The 19,541-nt window shown below is 68.7% G+C and carries 26 protein-coding genes and 1 pseudogene; 7 read left to right on the forward strand and 20 right to left on the reverse strand.

The genetic code is table 11. The features are described 5' to 3' along the window. Positions 1-19: 19 nt before the first annotated feature. Entirely contained in the window at positions 20-262 is a 243-nt protein-coding gene (locus SGFS_RS06060; protein ID WP_286248225.1) for an FAD-linked oxidase C-terminal domain-containing protein, read from the forward strand. Positions 263-294: 32 nt separating this feature from the next. On the opposite strand, the gene SGFS_RS06065 is transcribed toward SGFS_RS06060, so the two are convergent. Further along, on the reverse strand, positions 295-714 hold the full coding sequence (locus SGFS_RS06065; RefSeq protein ID WP_286248226.1) for an SseB family protein: 420 nt from the start codon (positions 712-714) through the stop codon (positions 295-297). A 105-nt stretch (positions 715-819) separates the two neighbouring features. Further along, positions 820-1,581, reverse strand: a pseudogene (locus SGFS_RS06070) (alpha-amylase family protein); the annotation flags it as partial. 520 nt (positions 1,582-2,101) lie between these two features. On the opposite strand from SGFS_RS06070, the gene SGFS_RS06075 reads away from it, so the two are divergent. After that, complete coding sequence (locus SGFS_RS06075; protein ID WP_286248227.1) at positions 2,102-2,722, forward strand: GntR family transcriptional regulator; 621 nt, start codon at positions 2,102-2,104, stop codon at positions 2,720-2,722. A 192-nt stretch (positions 2,723-2,914) separates the two neighbouring features. On the opposite strand, the gene SGFS_RS06080 is transcribed toward SGFS_RS06075, so the two are convergent. Then, the gene (locus tag SGFS_RS06080) at positions 2,915-3,151 is read right to left on the reverse strand and encodes a hypothetical protein (protein WP_286248229.1); all 237 of its coding nucleotides are present in this window, start codon (positions 3,149-3,151) and stop codon (positions 2,915-2,917) included. A gap of 141 nt (positions 3,152-3,292) precedes the next feature. Between SGFS_RS06080 and SGFS_RS06085 the strand changes: the two genes are divergently transcribed. The 4 genes from SGFS_RS06085 (at position 3,293) to SGFS_RS06100 (ending at position 4,709) form a co-directional block, all read left to right on the forward strand. Further along, positions 3,293-3,550 (forward strand): GntR family transcriptional regulator, encoded by a 258-nt coding sequence (locus SGFS_RS06085; RefSeq protein WP_286248232.1) that lies wholly within the window; start codon positions 3,293-3,295, stop codon positions 3,548-3,550. Positions 3,551-3,671: 121 nt separating this feature from the next. After that, a complete protein-coding gene (locus tag SGFS_RS06090; RefSeq protein WP_286248234.1) occupies positions 3,672-4,274 on the forward strand; it encodes a winged helix-turn-helix domain-containing protein in 603 nt (200 codons plus the stop codon). Positions 4,275-4,307: 33 nt separating this feature from the next. Continuing rightward, positions 4,308-4,502 (forward strand): hypothetical protein, encoded by a 195-nt coding sequence (locus tag SGFS_RS06095; protein ID WP_286248238.1) that lies wholly within the window; start codon positions 4,308-4,310, stop codon positions 4,500-4,502. Between the two features lie 9 nt (positions 4,503-4,511). Next, entirely contained in the window at positions 4,512-4,709 is a 198-nt protein-coding gene (locus SGFS_RS06100; RefSeq protein ID WP_286248240.1) for a hypothetical protein, read from the forward strand. Positions 4,710-5,044: 335 nt separating this feature from the next. On the opposite strand, the gene SGFS_RS06105 is transcribed toward SGFS_RS06100, so the two are convergent. The 5 genes from SGFS_RS06105 to SGFS_RS06125 form a co-directional block, all read right to left on the reverse strand. Beyond that, the gene (locus SGFS_RS06105) at positions 5,045-6,064 is read right to left on the reverse strand and encodes a site-specific integrase (protein WP_286248241.1); all 1,020 of its coding nucleotides are present in this window, start codon (positions 6,062-6,064) and stop codon (positions 5,045-5,047) included. Positions 6,065-6,149: 85 nt separating this feature from the next. Continuing rightward, entirely contained in the window at positions 6,150-6,365 is a 216-nt protein-coding gene (locus SGFS_RS06110) for a hypothetical protein (RefSeq protein WP_286248242.1), read from the reverse strand. After that, complete coding sequence (locus SGFS_RS06115) at positions 6,362-6,574, reverse strand: hypothetical protein (protein WP_286248243.1); 213 nt, start codon at positions 6,572-6,574, stop codon at positions 6,362-6,364. The genes SGFS_RS06110 and SGFS_RS06115 overlap by 4 nt, the downstream gene beginning before the upstream one ends. Beyond that, positions 6,571-6,894 carry a hypothetical protein gene (locus SGFS_RS06120; RefSeq protein WP_286248244.1) on the reverse strand — a complete coding sequence of 108 codons (324 nt, stop codon included), beginning with the start codon at positions 6,892-6,894 and terminating at the stop codon, positions 6,571-6,573. Before SGFS_RS06120 ends, SGFS_RS06115 begins: the two co-directional genes overlap by 4 nt. A gap of 14 nt (positions 6,895-6,908) precedes the next feature. After that, complete coding sequence (locus tag SGFS_RS06125) at positions 6,909-7,190, reverse strand: hypothetical protein (protein WP_286248246.1); 282 nt, start codon at positions 7,188-7,190, stop codon at positions 6,909-6,911. Positions 7,191-7,269: 79 nt separating this feature from the next. Between SGFS_RS06125 and SGFS_RS06130 the strand changes: the two genes are divergently transcribed. Next, entirely contained in the window at positions 7,270-7,503 is a 234-nt protein-coding gene (locus tag SGFS_RS06130; RefSeq protein ID WP_286248248.1) for a hypothetical protein, read from the forward strand. Positions 7,504-8,212: 709 nt separating this feature from the next. Here the strand turns inward: SGFS_RS06130 and SGFS_RS06135 are convergent. From SGFS_RS06135 to SGFS_RS06190, 12 genes are read right to left on the reverse strand one after another with little or no spacing between them, the layout of a single operon-like run. Further along, positions 8,213-8,545, reverse strand: a complete 333-nt coding sequence (locus SGFS_RS06135) for a hypothetical protein (RefSeq protein WP_286248250.1) — start codon at positions 8,543-8,545, stop codon at positions 8,213-8,215. Next, the gene (locus SGFS_RS06140; protein WP_286248252.1) at positions 8,542-8,967 is read right to left on the reverse strand and encodes a hypothetical protein; all 426 of its coding nucleotides are present in this window, start codon (positions 8,965-8,967) and stop codon (positions 8,542-8,544) included. Before SGFS_RS06140 ends, SGFS_RS06135 begins: the two co-directional genes overlap by 4 nt. Beyond that, a complete protein-coding gene (locus tag SGFS_RS06145) occupies positions 8,968-9,351 on the reverse strand; it encodes a hypothetical protein (protein ID WP_286248254.1) in 384 nt (127 codons plus the stop codon). It abuts the gene before it with no gap. After that, positions 9,348-9,914 (reverse strand): 3'-5' exoribonuclease domain-containing protein, encoded by a 567-nt coding sequence (locus SGFS_RS06150; RefSeq protein WP_286248256.1) that lies wholly within the window; start codon positions 9,912-9,914, stop codon positions 9,348-9,350. Before SGFS_RS06150 ends, SGFS_RS06145 begins: the two co-directional genes overlap by 4 nt. Then, the gene (locus SGFS_RS06155; protein WP_286248258.1) at positions 9,911-10,660 is read right to left on the reverse strand and encodes a peptidoglycan recognition protein family protein; all 750 of its coding nucleotides are present in this window, start codon (positions 10,658-10,660) and stop codon (positions 9,911-9,913) included. The genes SGFS_RS06150 and SGFS_RS06155 overlap by 4 nt, the downstream gene beginning before the upstream one ends. 1 nt (position 10,661) lies before the next feature. Then, positions 10,662-11,156 carry a hypothetical protein gene (locus SGFS_RS06160; RefSeq protein WP_286248260.1) on the reverse strand — a complete coding sequence of 165 codons (495 nt, stop codon included), beginning with the start codon at positions 11,154-11,156 and terminating at the stop codon, positions 10,662-10,664. Position 11,157: 1 nt separating this feature from the next. Then, positions 11,158-11,562: a hypothetical protein gene (locus SGFS_RS06165; RefSeq protein WP_286248263.1), complete on the reverse strand. Its 405-nt coding sequence runs from the start codon at positions 11,560-11,562 to the stop codon at positions 11,158-11,160. A 2-nt stretch (positions 11,563-11,564) separates the two neighbouring features. Continuing rightward, positions 11,565-12,329 (reverse strand): glycine-rich domain-containing protein, encoded by a 765-nt coding sequence (locus tag SGFS_RS06170; RefSeq protein WP_286248264.1) that lies wholly within the window; start codon positions 12,327-12,329, stop codon positions 11,565-11,567. Further along, complete coding sequence (locus SGFS_RS06175; protein WP_286248266.1) at positions 12,326-13,135, reverse strand: hypothetical protein; 810 nt, start codon at positions 13,133-13,135, stop codon at positions 12,326-12,328. Before SGFS_RS06175 ends, SGFS_RS06170 begins: the two co-directional genes overlap by 4 nt. Further along, complete coding sequence (locus SGFS_RS06180; RefSeq protein WP_286248268.1) at positions 13,128-14,207, reverse strand: DUF5047 domain-containing protein; 1,080 nt, start codon at positions 14,205-14,207, stop codon at positions 13,128-13,130. Before SGFS_RS06180 ends, SGFS_RS06175 begins: the two co-directional genes overlap by 8 nt. Before the next feature lie 3 nt (positions 14,208-14,210). Next, the gene (locus SGFS_RS06185) at positions 14,211-15,680 is read right to left on the reverse strand and encodes a hypothetical protein (protein ID WP_286248270.1); all 1,470 of its coding nucleotides are present in this window, start codon (positions 15,678-15,680) and stop codon (positions 14,211-14,213) included. After that, entirely contained in the window at positions 15,681-19,541 is a 3,861-nt protein-coding gene (locus tag SGFS_RS06190) for a phage tail tape measure protein (RefSeq protein WP_286248271.1), read from the reverse strand.

Below are 19,541 nucleotides of genomic sequence, written 5' to 3' on the forward strand. Positions count from 1 at the left end.
CCTCCACTCGGACTCCGCCGTGGCCGCGCCCGTCGTCGACCCGGCGCGGCCCGAGCTGCCCGACGCGGCCCGGGAGGCGGCGGGCGAGATCTTCGTCCTGGACCTGCGGCTGGGAGGCACGCCGACCGGCGCGCGCGGTGTGGGTGTGCTCAAGCGGCAATGGATCGCAAAGGAGCTGGGGCCTCGGGCGCACGCGGTTGCGGCGGCGGAACCAGGACGTGTTCGGTCCGCAGGGGATCCTCACCCCGGGCTGAGTCTCTGAGGACCCGGGGTGTCTCTGGCTGCCTGTCGCCGTCAGCTCGCAGCGCGCCCCAGCAGGGTGCGTACCTCCCGGGCTGCGAAGGTGACGCCGTGCGGGGAGCTGGCGTCGATGGTGAGGTCGAGGTTCTCGTCCGGCCACTGGGAGGCGAGGGCGCCCAGTGGCACGAGGCGGTACCGGGACACGAACGGCAGAAGTTCGGCCATCTCGGGCTCGGAGGTGAAAACGGGCACGACCGGGGCGGCGCCGGGCTGCTCGAGGACCGGCAGCGCGACCATCGTGGGGTCGGTGACGGCCGCCTCGTCGGCGTCGTCCGGCACGGGGACCAGGACGTCGCTGTCGGCCAGTGTGTCCAGGGCGGCCGTGTCGGCCGTGTCCAGGGCGAGCGCGTTCAGCGCCTGCTGCGCCGGCGAGGCGGCCCAGGGCCCGATGTGGTTGTTCGTAGGTATGTCCATGGCTGATCCCGGGTAGTGGCGGACGGACCGCCCGGGACATGATCCGCCCCGGACGCGACGACCTGCGCGTACCCGATCCAAGCCGGGGCATGCCTCACCGCAGCATCACTTCAGGTACGGTCCCTCGGCGCCGATCTTCCCGGGCCCGTTCAGTACGTACACCCGCAGGTTGCCCTTGCCGGGTGCCCCGACACTCAGCGTGCCGTTGGAGACGGTCTTCGCGTCGCCCGTCACGGCGTCCCGGTAGGTGCCGTTCGGGATGCCGGTGTAGGTGGCGTCGCCGGTGACCGTGACCAGGGCGAAGCTGTCTGTAGAGCCGCTGGTGAATCGGCGCTTGAACGCCATCCGGCCGCTGATGCCGTCGGTGGAGTACTGGCCCGTCTGGAGGGCGGGAACCGCCCGGCGGATCTGGTTGAGCCGCTGCAGGTGCTTGACCAGCGGCTGGGAGAGGGTCGTGGCGACCTGGCCGCTCGCCGAGTCGGCCTTGCCGAAGTCGGAGGCCGTGACGGATCCGGCGAGGTGGTCGCCGTAGTAGGCGCGTCCGGTGGTGGCCAGCGGGCACGTCGGCCCGCAGTCGATCTTCTGCCCCTTCTGGAACTCGATCTCGGAGCCGTAGTACAGCGTCGGGATGCCGCGGAAGGTCCACATCAGGGACATGTTCTCGGCCCAGGCGTCGGTGCCGCCGCTGTAGCGGTTGCCGGACTTGTTGGGGCCGTAGTCGTGACTGTCGACATAGACGACGTTGTACGTGGCGTCGTTGACACTGTCGTCGGAGTCCTTGCCGTTGCCGAAGGCGTTCTGCGCGTCGCTGAAGTTCATGTGCATGCGCATGTCGATGATGTTCATGCCGGAGAACCGGCTGTGGTCCTGACCTGCTGATCAGTGCTTTGACCTGCCGAGACGCGGTCCGCACCTAGCGGAAGTTGGTGGAACCTAGCGAGTCCGCGCGGGAAGTCATCATGATCCACTCCCATTCGTCTCCCATCTCCCATCCCCGGTGAGCGCGGCCGAGCCGACGACCGTGTACATAGACAGACCGAAGCCGGAGTCGTCTTGCACACCTTGGGGGTATGGATCGACTCCGGCTTCGGCACTCTGCCCAACGAGCGCCCCCGTTCCCGATGTCGCGGAATGGCTAACTCGTTCGGGTGGATACCCGGCACGCGCTGCCAGGTATACGCAGGCCGCCGCGCTGGCGCCAGTAGGGGGTACGCGCCAGGGATGCGGCCCAATCGGCACCTCAAGAACTGAACCCCGCGGTGCCGACATCTCGCGTTCTTCAGTTACCAATGGCCCTCGATGGCCGCCTGCGCCTGCTGGATATATCCAGTGCGGCAGCACCTTCGTACCTTCAGGCCTCACGTCATGATCGACGCCAGGGGTCCCGATGTCAGAAGCGCGCTTCCGCCGCATCGCCGCTGACATCCGCCACCGCATCAACGCCGGCGAATGGCGCCCTGGCCAGACACTCCCGTCCCGCACCCGCATGGCTGCCGAGTACCACATCCACCCGCAGACCATGCGACTCGCATACGATCTCCTGCGCCGCACAGGCGTCCTCGAAGGCGAGGAGCGCAAAAGTGTGTACGTCGCGCATGCTCCTGCCATGCGCACCCTCACCGACCCGGATGCCGACTGGCCGTTCTCCAGCGAGACCACCGACACCCGCCCACGCCCCGCCACGGTGGAGCTGGCCGCGCGCCTTGGCGTCCATGCAGGTGCGACCTTGCAGCACGAGACGGTGGAGTGTCTGGATCCCGGTGGCAGGTCGGCGATGCTGGTGTCGTCGTGGTGGCGAGGGCAGCGCCGGCCGCACGACTCGTTCGTGGCCGAGTTGGGTTCGGTGGAGCTGTCCGAGGAGCAGGCGCACGCGCTGGGCCTGCTGGTGGACGCCGTGGCGTTCCGTGTGGTGCGCACTCGTTTCGACCATGACGGTCGCCCCCTGGAGACTGCTGACCTGATTTTGCCGATGGATCGCTGGCTCATCCGCCTGGCGCCCGCGAGGTAGCGGCGAGCGTTTCCCGCCTGGCGTTGGGGGGCGCCGGGTGTCACGAGTAAAGCCGACTTTCGGCCGTGAGTGAAGGTGTCTCATGCATATTCTTTGACTTTTAGTTCATGGGTTGTGCGTTTCTGTAACCGCAGGTGGAGCCTTGGCCAAACGTTTCTGCCGGTAACCCTCGGCCGCCGTCCGGCCGACAGGTCAGGGTGCTTCTTCGGCCAGCCGCCCGTAGGCGTTGGCACCCTGCTCTTGATAGGCCCCGTACAACATGTCCGCCGTGCCGCACTTCCCTCCGTCGATGCTTCGACAGGTGCCGCAGCGGAGGGAGTGGCCGACGTAGTCGCTCCACGCCTGCTGTACGGGGCTGAGCCGGCTGGCCCCAGCTATGGCGTCCGGGCCGCTTTCGGGTGGCGGCTCTGGCCTCGTAGGCTCGCTCATCGTCGACGCTCCGTTCGTCGGCTGCCTCCCGGATGCTGCGCCGCGTCCGGGAGGCTTTTGTGTTGCTCCGTTGCACCGTACTACCCCTGACTACCCCGGTGGGTAGCTATGGCACGGTATGGGTGGCGGGCTAGCGTCCGAATGGTGATCATCGACAGGGAAGGGCCTGTGCCCCCGTACCGGCAGATCGCCGACCATCTGCGACGGCAGATCGAGGACGGGACGATTCCTCCTGGTCGGCGCATCCCGACGATGGTTGAGATGGAGCAGGCCTACGGGGTTGCCCGGGACACGCTGCGGAAGGCCACCCAGGTATTGAAGGACGAGGGCCTGGTGGAGACCGTTCGAGGCATGGGGATCTACGTGGTTGACCGCAGCATGCAGACCGACGAGGACTGATGGCGATCAGTCGAAGACGGCGACGTGCCCCTACTGAAAGGTAGAATCCAGGGAAACAGTGCGGCCCTCGATGGTGCTGTGAACACCGAACGAGGGCCTGACCAGAGGAGTAGTGATCCTCATGGCTGTCAGTCAGCCTACCCTTCGCGGGGTGCCGCGCAAATCGCCGCTCGGCGGCTACCTGTACGTCATCAGGTTCAGCGTTGACGTGGTCAAGGTCGGGATGAGCGTCGCCCCGGCCAACCGTCTCCACGCCCATCACGGCTACTCACGGGGGCTGGGCATTTCGGTGACGGATCAGTGGGTTTCCAAGCCTCACGCCCAGGCGAAGAAGAACGAAGCGGAACTGATCAAGTTCTGCCGCTTCCACGCCGCACGGGTCAACTCGCGGGAGTACTTCGCCGGGCTTGAGTTCAGCAGTGTGGTGTGGTTTGCCGAGACGCTGCCATTTATCCCCGCCCAGGGCGGTGTGGCTACCCACGACATACCCAATGCCCCTAGGTGGCGGCAGGTCTACGCAGCCCTCAGGGGCAGGATCGCCAACGGCACATACGCGCCCGGGCAGAAGCTGCCCTCGTTCGTAGCGATCTGCGACGAGTTCGAGATCAGTCAGGTGACTGCGAAGCGCGTGCTGAAGGAGTTGCGGGAGGCCGGGTTGGCGGCCATGTACCCGGGCGTGGGCACGTTCGTCACCGAGCTGCCACAGGCGCCGGGCGACGGCTGACCACTGTCAGAGGGTGGCCGTAGGCTTTGCGGCATGTCCCCCACTCCTCTGCCGCGTGGCCCGGTGCGCCCGTCTGTCGTGGTGAATGCGGAGATTCGTGCGCTGATCCGCAGTATGGGTGGCTGGCTGTATGGGGAGTCGCGGGCCCGGTACGAGGTGCTGGTGGCGGAGTGGGCGACGGCCACCGCGGCGGAACGCGCGTGCGGGGAGATCGTGGAGGCGGCGTAACCTTTCCGCGTGGCAACGATCGAACTCCCTGACGACCTGCTCGCTCTCGAAACCGCCGCCTGGAACGAGATCCAGGCCGGACGGCTCACCCTCGACACCGCCAACGCCGTCCAAGACGCCATCACCCGGCACGCGGCCGAGGCTGGGATCGGGCGGTACGACCTCGAGATGGCAGTGAAGCGGGCCGTCAGGCACGGGCAGGAATAGAGTGCGGCCTCGCCCGGGGTTCCACGCTCGAGCGAGGCGCCAGCAACTCAACAAACCCGGCTTGATCGAAGGACTGCCGGAGATTCCAGGCTAACGACCGCCACTGACAACGCGGCGACGCGACGACAGGACGTACTCGCCCACAGGCCACGCCTCCACCGGCCGCCGCGCGCCTTCCCGGAACTGGGCCAGGCTCGCGACAACCGGGCGCGACGCAGGCGGCACCTCACCCTCGGCGACCCGGTGGCGCGCTACCTGGGCCCCCCTCTCGTACCAGATCTCCATCCAGTCCTTGCGAGGCTCCTCGGGCGGGGTATCGCTCATGGCATCTATCCCTACAGGCCGATGTCTTCGGATGCAGCATCGGTCCACTTGTCGGCTTCGCGAATGTAGCCCCAGAAGGCGGGGCTGTTCTCGGCGTGCCCGGACTGGGCGCGGATCTTCTCTTCGCGCTTCCCGGCTCGGCGGCTGGTGGTGATGAATCCGGCCCGCATGCTGTGGCCGGTGAGGCGAACGGAGAGTCCGGCGCGTTCGGCGTTCCGGGCGATGATCTCGCGGACGGCTTCCGGGGAGAGCGCTCGGTCTCCGAGGTGGCCGTGGGCGGTGATGGGCAGGAAGGCGGGTCCGGTGGTGATGCCTGCGGCGGTGCGCCAAGTGAGCCAGGCGCGGACGGGGCAGGTGTCGACGTTCTTGCCGTAGCCGACGACGACGTCTCGGGGCGGGCGACCCTTCACCGCAGGCACGTGGACGTCGAGGCCCTGACTGACGTGGACGATGGCCTCGGCTCGCAACGCGGCGACTTCGGCGGAACGCCCGGCGACCCCGAAGGCCATGAGCCAGAGAGCGCGGTCGCGGAGGCCCGTGAGTCCATCGGCAACGTTGGCGTTCATCTGCCGCAACTGCTCGGGGGTGGCGGCAGCAGCTTTGCCCCTGCCGCGTGCTTGCCGTTCGGGGTCGTTCTTCAGCGGCTTGAGGGCTTGCCGGGCTGCGACGGTGGCGGCCTTGGGGACTTCGATGCCGTGTTCGTTCCTTGCCGTGACGGTGACGCCGGTGATCCTCCGGTCGATGCTGTTAGGCGCGGCGAGCTTGATGGTGTCGAGCCAGACGACGAACCCGACGAGCGTGCCTTTTGTGATGTTGGTCGAGGCGATCCGGTGCCCAGTCCGCTCCCCGAGCCAGTCGTGGAACTCCTCCCACAGCTTCCAGTCGTTGGCGTAGCCGCGCTTCGTGTTGTGGGGGCGGATGGCGTCGAGGTGCTTCTCGGCTGCCTCTTCCATGGCGTGCAGGACGGCGAGCGTCGCAGCGTCGTAGACGGCGGGGGTGGCGTCCGGCTGGCGCGGGACGAGGTCGGTCACGGGGTCTCCGATCGGGTACGGTACGGGCGAGCGCCCCGCCTGCTTTCCTCAGGCGGGGCGCTCTCGGATGTAGGGATTACCGGCCCTAGGCCTGCTCGTTTGCAACCAGTCCGGCGTCGAGCGCAGCGTGTAGCCAGTTCCGCGCTTCCGCCAGCGACAGGTCCTGCTCCTGGCGAGTGAGGCCATCCCATGCCGGGCAGGGGAGGCCGAAGGTGTTGTTGTGGGCGAGTTGCTGCCGCGCTTGCGCGAGAACGAGGACGCGAGGGTCGTCGACCTCGGGGCGGGTGGGCCGGTCGGTCATGGGGCGTCCTCATTCTTGGGTTGGATGTCGATGTGCGTCCAGCCGAACCGGTTTCGGTGCGACCGTTCCGCCAACTCCACTCGGAGCGCTTCAGCCTGTTCTTGGGCTGGAGGCTTCCCCTCGCCGTCACGAACGGTCTTCCGGTAGTCGGCGATCTTCAGGTACCAGTTGCGCTTACCCCGATAGGCGGTGACTTCGTAGGCGGTCATGCGTCTCCAGCGTGGAAGCTGTCTGCCCAGTCGGCCCATTCGCGCACTGCGTCTGCCATGCGGGCAACGATGGGTGCATCGTCTTTCTGTGTGCCCGCGTAGGCGCCGAGCCGGTCGGCCACCTCGCGGTAGATGTCGGATCGTTCAGGTGGCGTGTAGGTGATGCCCGAGAGCGCGTCGGCGGCGGTCATCGCGATGTCGGCGTCCGCACGGTATGCGATCACGTCGTCGGGGTGCGCCTCGCTCCATCGGCTGCCGGGGTTCCAGTACTCGTAGATCCGCTGGGCGAAAGCATCGCGGCGGTCTGCATGGGCGGCCATGGTCTAGCCCTCCGTCAAGCCGCGTTCGGACGGGGCATGGCGCGGCAGGTCTCGGCGTGGGCCTGCGCTTCCCGCTGGCTTTCCGGCAGCCACTCCTCAATGCGAGCCTGCGTCTGCTCCGGAGTGTCGTAGACGTACCCCTCGATGCTGGTGCGCTCACGCCAGCCGCACCGTTCTCCGGTGCAGGTGGCGACGATATAGCCGCGCCCACTGTCGTCGGCGATGTCGACGGTGGCGCCTCCGACGGTGAGGTAGCGGGCGATCACGCCCTCGGGCCAAGCGGTTGAGATTTTCATCGTCATTCCTCCCTGGTGGCTTGCCACCATCATCCCGCACCCTTTGACCGGTGGCAAGCCACCTGTCACACTTCAGGCCATGACCAGCGAAGAGGAACGCCGTCGCCAGCACCGGCACCGACACAGGCAGCGGGTCGTGCGCGGAATCGATGACGAGCTGGTCGCGGACTTCGACGCCGCCGCGCACGCCGCAGGCGGCGACCGCAGCAACATCACCCGACGACTGTGGGAGTGGTACGCCAGACGCCCCGGAGCGGAGCTACCCGAGAGGCCAGAAGCCCCGTCAGTCGAGTCGGACAATCACCCCAAATAACGCCCGCGATATGGCATGTTATCGAGAGTGCTGCCGCCCAACCGGGCACGCTTCAGGGAACGTTATGCGCTAGCTGCCAGTCGCCTCCCCGTGCCCGCAGGTTTTGCGGCGGGGCTCTGGGGTGCCACCTGACGAGGTGCGGGCTGGCTGAAACACAGCGCGAAGCTGCCTCACTTGCTCGGGACTAAGGGGTGGAGCGCTCGCCACAATGCGATCGACGGTCGCGCAGGCGGCCGGCCCGAGGCGCACCTCGGCGCACGTCATGCAGAAGGGTTCGGTCATGCCCGGGAAACGAGGCCACAGACGAATCGGCACCGCGACGTCCCCTGCGCCCCGGCCGTGGGGAACGGGCGGACCCGCCCCCCGCAATGGCAAGAGGGCAACGACCGGGACGCCCGGTGGCGCGACCAGTGACTGAACACGCCGATGCGACTCGTCCTCACATGCAGGCGGGACGGCTTCAAGGACTGGGTTGTGCCTTGCGAAGTGGAGGTCCCCCAGAACCCCCGAGTGCGCTGGCTTAGCTAGCCCGCGCACATTGAAACGCCCCCTGCTCCCCCGCCGCGTTTGCGGCGAGGAGCAGGGGGCGTCGGTCATTCGGCGTCATCGTCGTCGGGTGGCGGAAGGTCGGGTTCGAGGAACGGGCGGGGCGACAGCCAGAACGGCGGCGGATCCTCGGGGACATCAGCCATGACTCGTACTCCAGTTCTCACACGTCGAGGTGGTCGAGGTACGGCCGCGCCCGCTCGGGGATAGGACGCGGAGCCGGCGGTTCAAGACCACGGCTACGGATGTAGCTGACCATGCTGCGGCGGTCGACGACGAGCCACGAGATCGCCGCGCCCTGGCCGGTGAGCTGCTCCTGCTGCCCGGCCTGCGTCACCTTCAGTTCGTCGATACGCTCATTCAACGCCTTCTTGATCTCGGTGAAGTCGTCGCGGTTCTCCTGCCGCTTCGTCCTGCGCGCCGACCGCGCGGCCACCACACCACCCGCCGTACCCACCAGTGCCAACCCGGCCTGAATCCAGGTGTCCACCGTCATGCGCTGCTCACTCTCTTGATGCGGGGCGGCTCGGGCCAACCCGCCGCCACCCACACCGGCACCGAGATCAGCCCCCACACAGCCGCCGCAATCCACCCCCTTGGAAAATCACCCATCAGCCACGTCATCAGGTAGCAGCCCATCCACGGCAACACCACCAGCTGCAGCGCCGGGTAGGCGGGCCAGTCCATGCCCTGCGGCAGCCACGCGGCGACCATCGCGAGCAGGCCGGCCGCCATCCATAGACAGCCCCACACCGACAATGGCCACAGCTCCAGCAGCGGCTGCAGCCCGCGCTGGTCCGGTGGCGGCGAGGCGACCTGCGCGTACCCGTACAGCGCCCACACGGCGCCGTAGCACAGGAGGATCGCGCCCCGCCGGCCGAGTATCCGCCCCAGCCGCCGCACGACCCGGCCCGGCACCTACACCCCTCGCGGCGAGGACGGCGCCACAGGGCTGTGCTGCTCCAGCCACGTCGTCGACACCGGCGCCGTCACCTGCGTGCGCTCCCACAGGGCGAGGAACGCGGCCACGCTCGCCATGACAGTGGCCTGCTTCTCCGTGGACCAGTCGAGGCCGAAGCCGACGAACGCGGCCATGACCGCCTGCGCGGCCTGCATCAGTGCGGCGCCGACAGCTCCGTCGCGGGCGACAGCGGCCAGCCACACGCCGACACCGGCGGCGAGGACGGTGTTGACGAGGGCCTGCTGGGTCTCGTTGACGCCGAGACCGAACGCGGCGAGCAGCTTGAGGGCGGCTGCGGCAAAGCCGAGGAGAAGCGCCGGTTCACGGCCGAAGATCTTCATGAGGTTCTCGCTTCCTGTTCGGCGAGCCAGCGCCGGACGACTCGGTTGTGACGGGCGTCCGCGAGCGCGTTGTGCTCGCTGCCCTCCTGCTTCGGCAGGTCGTCCCACGACAGACCGAGTCGGGATCGCTCCTGCTGGATGTCGTGGGTGAACATCGGCACGCCGTCGGGGAGCGTGATCATCGGGCCCCACAGCTGGGCGAGGGCGACGTGGTCGTAGGCGCCGTAGTTCGCCCAGAGCTGGACGTCCGGTCCGGCGGCCTGGATGAACTCACGGACCTCGTTCGCGATCACCCACTTGGGTTTAACCCGGATGTCCGTCTTGTCGAGGGCACCGTCGCTCTGTTGCAGGGCGTTGATCTGCGGCGGGGGCTTGTAGCCGCGCAGCGGCAGGTGCGGCCACACGTTGGCCTTCAGCCACTGGTGGTTGAGAATCCGGTCCACTGGCATGTCGGAGCTCACGGCGTAGTACTCGCGGCCGTCGTCACACACCATGCCGATCGAGATCAGCTCGATGGTGCGGCCGTCCTCCAGGAACTCCAAGTCGTAGTCGATCGCGGTCACGCGGCGCCCTTTTCCAGCGCGGTGACGCGCTTCTCCAGCGCGGTCAGCCGCTCCTCGGTGGTCGGCTTCGGAGCCGGCGGAGTCGCGCCCGGCGACCAGTCGGCGGCGTGTGACAGCCGCTCGGCCACGTCCTTGCGGAACTGGCCCATGCTGAACGCGAACCCGCCGCGCGCCCCGTAGCCCTCTACCGGGCCGAGCGGATCCGGCTTGCCCTCGATGCTGGTTTCCTTGTGGCCGCCGCACGAGTCCGCGGACCAGCCGTACTCGCGGCAGAACGCGGCGTTGATCCGCACCCACGCGTCGTACTGCGCCCGTGGGTACACGTCCGTGCCGTTGCCGCGGTTCTCCGTCTCGATCCCGTAGGCGACGTCGTTGCCGTCGACCGTGCCCGATGCCTTGTTCGGCGCCGGGTGCGTGGACGCTTCGTTGAGGAACGACTCGTAGGCGTTCAGCGCCATCAGCCCGGCGTGATTCGCCCGGCCGCCCGAGCACAGCGTCGCCAGCCCCGACTTCGCGAGGTGGATGTGGGCGAGCGGGCCCGGCAGCCCGGCGATGCCGTTCTTCGCCACCGCCGTCAGCGAGTCCGCGCCCGCGGTGTGGTGGTTGAGGACCATGTGGACGGGCCCGAACGGCCGGCCGGTCTCGTCGTCTCGCTCGCGATCCCGCCAGCCCGGGTACTCGGCGACCTTGACACCCTCCGCCTTGAGGATCGCGATGAACCGGTCGTGGGTCAGAGGTGGGGCCATGTCAGGGCTCCTCTACAGGGTGGATGATCAGCTTGCACTCGGCGAGGGTCACAGCCCGGGCCGACGAGGCGTTGTGGCGGACCATCAGAGCGACCGGCGTCCCCGGCTGGACGAACAGCCCCCACGTCTTCGCCCGGTACTGGCCGCCCGGCGTCGGCGCATGGTCCTCGGTGCACGTCGAGTCGTAGCCGCCGGCCAGCCCGAGCGGGTCGCGGACGAACCGGGACCGGACCTCCGTGTAGTCGCCCGCATCCCAGTAGACGAGCCCATGCACCGCGCCCCAGCCGGACGACACCGGCCAGATCAGGCCCGATCGGTCGTCGCGGGCCCAGTCCCGCACCTCATAGCCGTCCCGCTGCAGCGGCTCGTGCATGCCCCACGCGTCATACGACTCGGCGGATGCCGTGTACGGGAACCGCAGCACGTGGTATTCGCCGTCCGCCGGAATCAGTTGCGGGTCATCGGTCTTCAGCGAGACGACGCGGACACCCGTCATGTCATCCTCCTGTGGAATCGAGCAGATCAGAGCCGAGGAGGAGCCGGATCAGGCCCTGCATCTGCCGGGTCAGCGCCGGAACCTGGGCCAGGTGCTGTGCGTTCGTCGCCGTGCCCGCGGCCACCAGGTCCAGGTATGCGGCGTTGCTGGCGAGGGCCGCCCGGGCGCGGGCGATGAGCAGGTCACGGTTGGTTCGGCGTGCCTCGTCCGTCGACTGCTGCCGCGCCCACGCCTCTTCGGCCGCCGTGAACGGCCGGGACTCGACGACCTCGCCGCCATCGAGCCGCCAGTAGGTGCGGGACGGCACATCCCACTGCTCGGCGATCGATCCGTCGCGGCGCTCAGACGTGAACGGCAGGCCCGGATTCCCTGTCGGGGGTGGCGGCGGCTCCTCAACGGTGGCCACGGTCACGCCTTCAACGTGGTGACGATGACGATGCCCGCGGCCCCCACGTCCCCGGCCGCCGACGAGTTGCTCGGCCCGTTGGATGAGCCGGACGCGCCGCCGCCGTACAGGTTCCCGGCGATGCCGCCCGTCGAGCCGACCGAGATACCGCTGGACCGCTGCAGGGCGCCCAGCGCCGAGCCGCCGCCGTTGTTCATCTTGATCGGAAACCCGGAAACGGTCTGGGAGCATCCGCCGTCGCTGCCGGGGATGCGGACGCTTCCACCTGTTCCCCCGGTGCCGCCGTCGGCGCCCGCGAGGCTGGAGCTGCTGCCTGACGATGCTGTCCCTGCCTGGCTGCCGCCACCGCCGTTGCAGGTGATGTGCGAGCCGAACGAGGACGCGCCACCGTTACCGCCGGCGTTCGCCCCGGCCGCGCCCGCTGTGCCGCCGGCGCCGACGGTGGCGGACTCCGTCGCGCCGAGGGAGGAGGCCGCGAACCAGCCGCGCGCATACTCGCCGCCCCCGCCACCCGGCGACGCGGCACCCTGCCCGGCGCTGGTGGCCGGACAGCCCCCGGAGCCGCCGCCGCCCGCCTGCACCTCGACGATGACGAGCCGGGCCCCGGCCGGTTTGGTCCAGGTGCCGGAGGAGGTGAACGTCTGCACGTCGATGCTGGCGGGGACGATGCCGTCGACGTCCTCGGCCAGGTTCTGCAGGTGCTCCCACAGGCGGGCATGGTCCGTCGACTCGGGGTAGGTGATCCCCTTGGAGGTCTCCTGGCTCATGAACTACGCCTCCAATAGATCGTCAACGTCCATGCAGCGGACCACGAGTTGCGGCCGGCGAACTGGATGTATGGGCTGTCGCTGCTGATGCTGATGGCGATGCCGCCTCGGGTGCCGTTGACGATGGCCTGTGCCCACGCGTCGGGGATCGTGAAGGTGCCGGAGGTGTTGACCTTCAGGCTCGGGCCGGATGTCGTCTCATTCAGCGTGGGTGCACCGCTCGGACGGGTCGCCTGGGTCACGAGGCGGAGCGTGGCCGTGCGTGCGGCGAAGTCGCCGGCGGCGAGCCGCTTCACACGGATCGTGGCCTTGGTGACCGTCGCCCCGGACAGGGAGCGAGGCTTGGAACCGTAGAAGGCGACACCGGTGTTGCGGCCGTAGCTGGAGCCGGAATAGCGGCCCTGGAAGGTGTCCGCCGAGTTGACGCTGCCGATGTCCGTGCGCCACTTGCCGTCCCGGTATGTGGCGGTGGCGACCGGGGTGACGGTGAGCGTGCCTGTCGTCGTCACCGGTTTCGGCGCCGGGGCCGCGTCACCCGTGTCCGGGGCCTCTTCCTGCGGCGTCGGAGTCGGCGGCGGCACAGCAGGGGCCGCGGGAAGGACGTTGGTGGCCACGTAGGTGGAGGCCACGCGCTGGATGATGAGCCGGTCGCCGACAGCAACCGTGAGGCCGGTGACGACGCGGACGGTGGTCTGGATGCCGCCGACCGTGGCGACGCAGGCGCCGGAAGAAACGGTGGAGTCGGCGTACCCGATCAGTGGGCCACTGCGGGCGAGGGACGCTTTGAAGTCTCGCAGGTCAGGCATCGATGGTCCTCACCGTCAGGGTCATTTCGCCCGGCGAGTAGGGCAGCCCCTGTTTCTCGATCACACACGGCTGGCTGATCAGCCCGGCGCCGGTCACAGAGACGATGTCGCCGGGGACGAGGCCGGGGTGGGGAACCATGGTGACGGTGAGCATGCGGGACGCGGTGCGGCGCAGCCGGGCCAGCGTGGTCAGGGCCGCGGCCCTGCACTGCGTCACCGAAGTGAGCAGCGGCGAGGAGAAGAAGTACGGAACTGCCAGCGGCGAGAAGGGGCCGTCGGCTCGCAGGGGGCTGGTGCCGGAGCGGTCGTAGGCGACGCCTTGTACCTGGTCGCCGGTGGAGCTTTCGCCGCGGGCGACGACGACGGTGAAGGCGCCGTCGCGGCTGCTGGCGCTCTGCCAGCGCACCACGGTGCCGCCCGTCCCGTCGGTGATGGCCAGGACAGGGTCGCCGCTGTCGTCGAGAGGCTCGACGCGCAGGAAGCCGTCCTCGGTGACGCGCGGCACGGCCGGCCACGCGTCGAGCACTTCGGACAGGGCGCCCATGCGGTCCTCGTCCCACTGCATGCCCACCGGCACGGACCGGTCGACGAGGGCGCCGTCGAACTCCACGGTCAGCGCCGGTTCGACGAGGGACCGCACCGTGGAGGCGAGCGTCCCGGACGGCTGGAAGGGGGCCACGAACTTGGCCTCCTCGATCAGGCTGAGGAGTCCTTCGGCCTGGACGTTGACGGTGTCGCCGTCGGTCTCCGCAGTCGTGATGAGGAACCAGCCGCGGTCGATCCACTCGGTGCTGCCGCCGACGTCGATGCCGTAGGAGACGCGCAGCTGCTGCCCGTAGGCGGCGAGCGCATGGTCGGGGCTGATGGGGTCCCAGTCGACGCCGCGGTCCCGGCGCGGCACCGTGAGGGTGACCCGCTCGGGCACGGTGAGGGACCGGTCGCGGTCCTCGCCGCCCCCGGCCACGGGAATGTCATCAGCGAGGAGTTCACCGGCCCGCCACGACTCCGCACGCACCACGACGGTGTGGGAGCGCTGTACGACGGCGAGCGCCGCATCGGACATTTCCAGCATCGCTCACGCCCCGAAGTCGCGAAGCGCCAGGTCGAGGAGCGTGGCGTTCTCGGCGGACAGGTCGGCGAGGGTCGTGTAGTTGTCGGCGACGTCCTGGAGTGTGAACCCAGCCGCCTCCAGGATCGACGGCCACGCTTCCGTCTCGACGACGTCCAGCGACCAGCGGCGCAGGGCGTCATACCAGTTGCGGTCCTCGGTGTCGGAGAGCACCACCAGGTAGCCGTCGACGCCCGGCATGGTGGTCTGCTTGCGGATGAGGACGACGCCTTCGGTGGCGGAGCCGAGCACCTCGTGGAGGGCGTCGCCCTCCTCCGCGGTCGATGTGCGCACCAGGATGGTGGCCGACGCGCTGGACCGGGGTCTGCTGACGACGACGATCCGGCCGCCCACGTTGAACTGGCTGCTGTCGCGGTCGCGTTTCTTCTCCGGCCATGAGGCGATGGTCACGACGGCGCCCAGACCACGGATGGCATCGCTGATCACGTCGCCCGTCACGGTTGAGGTGATCGTGCTGGCCGTGTTCACGGTCCACACGTTGCCGTTGACGTCCTCGAGGTCTGCCGAGTAGGAGACGGCGACGCCGAACGGCTGCTCGGCATCCACGCGGAGCAACGCGGCCTGCCCGGTCACGTCGACTGAGTCGGCCGCCCGCACCGCGGTACGGGTGGCGCCGATGACCCGGTACATGGTTGCCGCGACGATGTTCTCCGCGGTCATGCCCGTGACGCTGACCAGGTTGCGGGGCGGGGACACGGTCTGTGCTGTGGCGGCGATGGCCGCCGACGCTTCACGGATCCGCAGCGCGCCGGCCACGCCGGTTGCTGCGGCGGCCAGGGTGGCCGTGATCGTGGGGGCCTGAGTGCCGCTGCCCGACGACACGGAGCACGTCGCGGATATGAGGCGGGCGTCGTGTCCGTCGGTGACGGAGTCGTCGGCCCGCTCGGTCACCGTGCCGAACGTGATGCCCGTCGCCGTGATGGCCTCGGCTGTCGCGGACGCAGTGGACACGCACACGCCGTAGCCGAGCACCGTGAAGTCCCCGGCCGCCCACGTCAGCGCCGTCGACGCCACGGCCGAGAACCCGGTTCCGGAGGATGTGTCTTCGCCGAAGCTGGCCGCCCACCTCCAGCCGGTGCCCGCACTGCGGTCCAGCACCAGCACACGGCCCGCCACCAGCGAGCCCGTCGACCCGGATGGGATCCGCGTCGACGGGACCGCGTCCGACCCGGCCAGTACCCGCGTGAAAAAGGTCAGTCGGCGCGGTCCTGCTGCGGCGCCGAAAACGCCGCCGCCACCGGAGAAGGTGCCTGCGAGGTTCCAGCCGGACGGTGTGGTGGGGACGGACTCGTCGGTGTGTGCCGAGACGACCTGGAGGACAGCGAGCCGCCCAGCTGTGGCGCCGGCCGGGTAGGCGGGGGTGATGGTGTCGGCGTGGGTCGACAGGGCCCCGATGCCGATGTAGGAGATGGCCACTCAGCGCCTCCCCACTTTGGCCCGGTACGCCTGCCGCTGCTCGGAGTCCCGGATCATCGGCGTGACAGTGCCTCGCACCGCGCCAAGGAACTGGCCCGAGTCGAGGTACAGGTCGCCGGTGAAGGCGCCGCCGCCCGCGCCTGCTGTCGTGGCGGCGGGAGGGCCGCCCCATGCGGCGCTGATGGCCGCGGCGGACATGCGCGCGCCTGCCGCCTGCACGTCGACGAGGGACCGGTCCATGCCCTGGACAAGGCCGGCGCCGAGCTGCTTGCCGACCTGATCCCGCATCACCGCGCTTGGCGACTTGATTTTCAGGGCCCTCTTGATCGAGGAGACGAGCTGTTTACCCAGCTTGTCCATCTGCTTCTGCAGGGCCTTCTCCTGCGAGATCAGCCCCGCGAGGAAGCCCTTGCCGGCGTTCTTGCCTGCGTCGTACAGGGCGTCGGCGGTGGTGCGGCCGATACTCGTGGCCAGCTTGGCGCCCTTACCGGCGAGCTGGTTGAGGGTCTGGAACTCGGCGGACGACGCGGTCATGATCCGCTCGGCGAGGTCGCTGCCGGGACCCTCCTCGATGACCTGCCTCAACAAATCCTTGTTCAGGCCGCGCTTGCGCAGGTAGGTGATGTCCCTCTGGAAGTCGGCGGCCTCGGCCTGCTGCTCGCGCAGCCCGGCGATCAGCTCGGCGGCGGTGCCGCCCTTGCCGAGCGCCATGAACTCCTTGCCGCTGGACGTCTGGTCCTTCGCGAACTGGCGGGCCTCAGCGATCTTCTCCCGGACGTCGTCCCGCTGGTTGGCGAGCGACTGCAGTTTGCGGCTGGTCCTGTCGACCTGGCCCGCGAGCCTCCACCCGGCGTTGCCCAACTTTTTCAGGTCCGTGGCCATGGCCTTGGAGGCCGTGCGGATTTCGGAGGCCGACTTGGTGAGGGAACGGGTGAAGTCGCCGAAGTCACCGGGCAGTTCGCGGCGTGCGTTGATGACCGACTGGGGTGTCGCCTTCTTCTTGACGGTGCCGCCGTTGGCGTAGCCGACGATGCCGCCATCGGCGAACATCGTCATCCGGGTGCCGAAGCGGCCCCAGTTGTTGAGGGCGGCGATGAAGCCTGCTGGTCCGAGACCGGACCGCTGTCCTCCCTTGCGGACAGCCTCCGGCACAAGGACGCCCTCGCCCTTGGAGGCCAAAATCAGCTGGTCATCGATGCGCGGCGCGTAACCAGGGATGTAGAAGCCATCGCGGGCCCGGCCGACGATGCCGCCGAAGGAGTTCTTGGAGAAGCCGCCCTCGCCCCGCCCCGGCCGTCCGCTGACGTTGCTCTCGGCGATGGTGCGGCGGACCGTGGTCATCGTGACGGTGACGGACTTGTTCTGCAGGGCCCTGATGGCGGCTGCCAGAGCGTCCACGTTCCGCTTCTGGGCGCCGGTCGGAACCGTGATGACGATCTTCTTACCCTTGGTGCGCTTGATCTTGAAGCCGAGCCGCTCGAGGGCGCTCTCACCTTCCTTGGTGAGCGTGTCGACGGTGATCGTCTTGCCCTTGGTCTTCTTGACCTTGCCCTGCACCGTCTCCAGGTCACGCATCGCGTTGCCGATCTCGGCGCGAACCTCGGTGTCGGTCCTCGGCGGGAGTTGCGCGTAGGTGCCGATCAAATCCTTGATCTGCTTGTCGGTGAACCCGGCCTGCTTCATCGTCCGCTTCAGCGCGGCGATGCTCGTCTCCAGGACCGCGTTCCCGGCCTCGACCGAGCCCTTCTGATCAGCGACGGACTGGGCATAGTCCTGCGCCGACTTCGCCGCGTCCAGGAACGCGGACTTGACCGTGCGGCCCTTGTCGGTGGTGACATCGAGGCTTGTGCCGTTCTCCTTCACGGCCGCCGCGAGGTCGTCGAGGGACTGCTCGAACTGGATCTGCCCCTGAGCCGCACTGATGGCCACGCCGTTCAGCACGTTCAACGCATCGGCCAGCTTCTCCGCCGCCGTGCGCTGATCCTGCATCTCATCAGCCGTCGTCGCCGTCGCATCACCCAGCGAACCCTGCGACTCGGCCGTGATCTTCGCCTGAGTGTCCGCGCCAGTCAGCGCCTCCGCATACTGCGGCAGCAACGTGAGCAGCTTCTCCTGCGACGTGCCGTTCTCCTCGGCCGCCGTCGCCATACGCTTGAACGCCTCGCTGGCACTGTCCGTCGCACCAGAGTTGACCAGCGACGCCAGCGCCTCGTCCAGCGCCGCCACCTTCTCGCGGGCAGCCTCCAGCGTCGGGCCGCCCTCGGCCATCGGATCGAACGTGGAGAAGAAGTCCTCCGTCCGGTCCAGGACGTCCGGGTGAGCGATCCGGGCCACCGCCTCACCGAAGCCGTCCAGATCCTTCCCGAACGTCTTCGTGAGCTCCCCAGCAGCCTTGCCCTTCTGGCCCAGGTCGACCAGCGCGTTGGCCATCTTGGTAGCGTCCGGGCCCGCGCCGCGCATCTTCTCAGCAAGGGTGGAGACGCCCCAGGCGACCGCGGTCAGCGCGCCCAGGACCATGGTGAGCCTGCCGAGCGTCATCAACTGGCCACGTACCACCTGCGCCGTTACACCCATGGCGATCAGTTCGCGGCGCACCAGCATGATGCGCGGCAGCAGCAGGAGCATCGACGAACCCGCCAGGCCGATCACGCCGACCAGCCCGGTCATCATGCCGACGGACTGCTGGATCCCCGGGGGCAGGTTGTTGTAGACGTTGACCAGCCGGGTCACCCACTGCACCATGTCGCGCAAGGCGGAGTTGGCGCCGCTCCCGGTCTCGATGAGTGCGGACTCCACCGCCGCCTTCAGTAGCTTGAAGTCGCCGATCAGGTTGTCCATGCGGGTCATCGCGACGGCCTGCGCATAGCCCTGGTCGTTGACCGCGTCCGTGTACGTGCGGACGCCCTCGGCGCCGTACTTGTAAAGGATGTTCGCCGCCCGCACCGCATCCGAGCCGAAGATCACACCCATGGCGGCGTTACGCGCCTCGGGAGTGAGACCCGCGAACGAGTCCTTCAGCCGGCGGGACATCTCCTGCAACCCGACGAACTGGCCCGTGCTGTCGTAGGCGGTGAACCCGAGCTTGTCCATCGCGGCCTGCGCCTCTTTGGACTGCGGGGTGAGCCGCTGCAGCATCACCTTGAAGCTGGTGCCGGCGTCGGAACCCTTCAGGCCCTCAGCCGCGAACAGGGTCAGCGCACCGACGGTGTCCTCGAGCGACAGCCCGGTCTGGGAGGCGACCTGCCCGGCCATCCGCAGCGACATGCCCATCTGATGCACGTCGGTGGTGCTCTTGTTCGCCGCCGCGGCGAGCAGGTCGGCGATGTGCCCGACATCCCGGCCCTTCAGCCCGAACACGGTCATGGCGTTCGCGGCGATCTCCGCGCCCTCTGCGACGTTGATCTCCGCTGCCGCCGCAAGGTTCAGGGCGCCCTTCAGGGCACCCCCGGCGATGTCCGACACAGACACGCCGGCCTTCGCCAACTCGTGCTGAGCCTCAGCCGCCTCCACCGCGCTGAACGCCGTCGTGCGCCCCGCCTCCAGGGCCGCCGACCGGAGCGTCGCCATTTCGCCCGCGGAAGCCTGCGAGACGGCCTTCACGTTCGACATGGCCTTCTCGAACCGCGCCGCCGCCGCCACAGCCAGGCCGAACACCGCCACCAGGCCAACCGAGGCGCCCTGGATGGCCTGAAGGGTCTTCTTCTGGTTCTCGCCGACCTGGGTCAGAGTGCGGCCTGCGTTCCGCATGCTCGTGCGGATGTTGGTCGACGTCCGCGTCGCCGTGCGCGAGGCGTCCGCCATGCGTGCCCGGAATGCTGCGATGTCCGCGGTGAGGATGACGGAGACGGTACGAACCGCCAC

Origin of the sequence: Streptomyces graminofaciens (genome assembly GCF_030294945.1) — a bacterium.
In the GTDB taxonomy this organism is placed as follows: domain Bacteria; phylum Actinomycetota; class Actinomycetes; order Streptomycetales; family Streptomycetaceae; genus Streptomyces; species Streptomyces graminofaciens.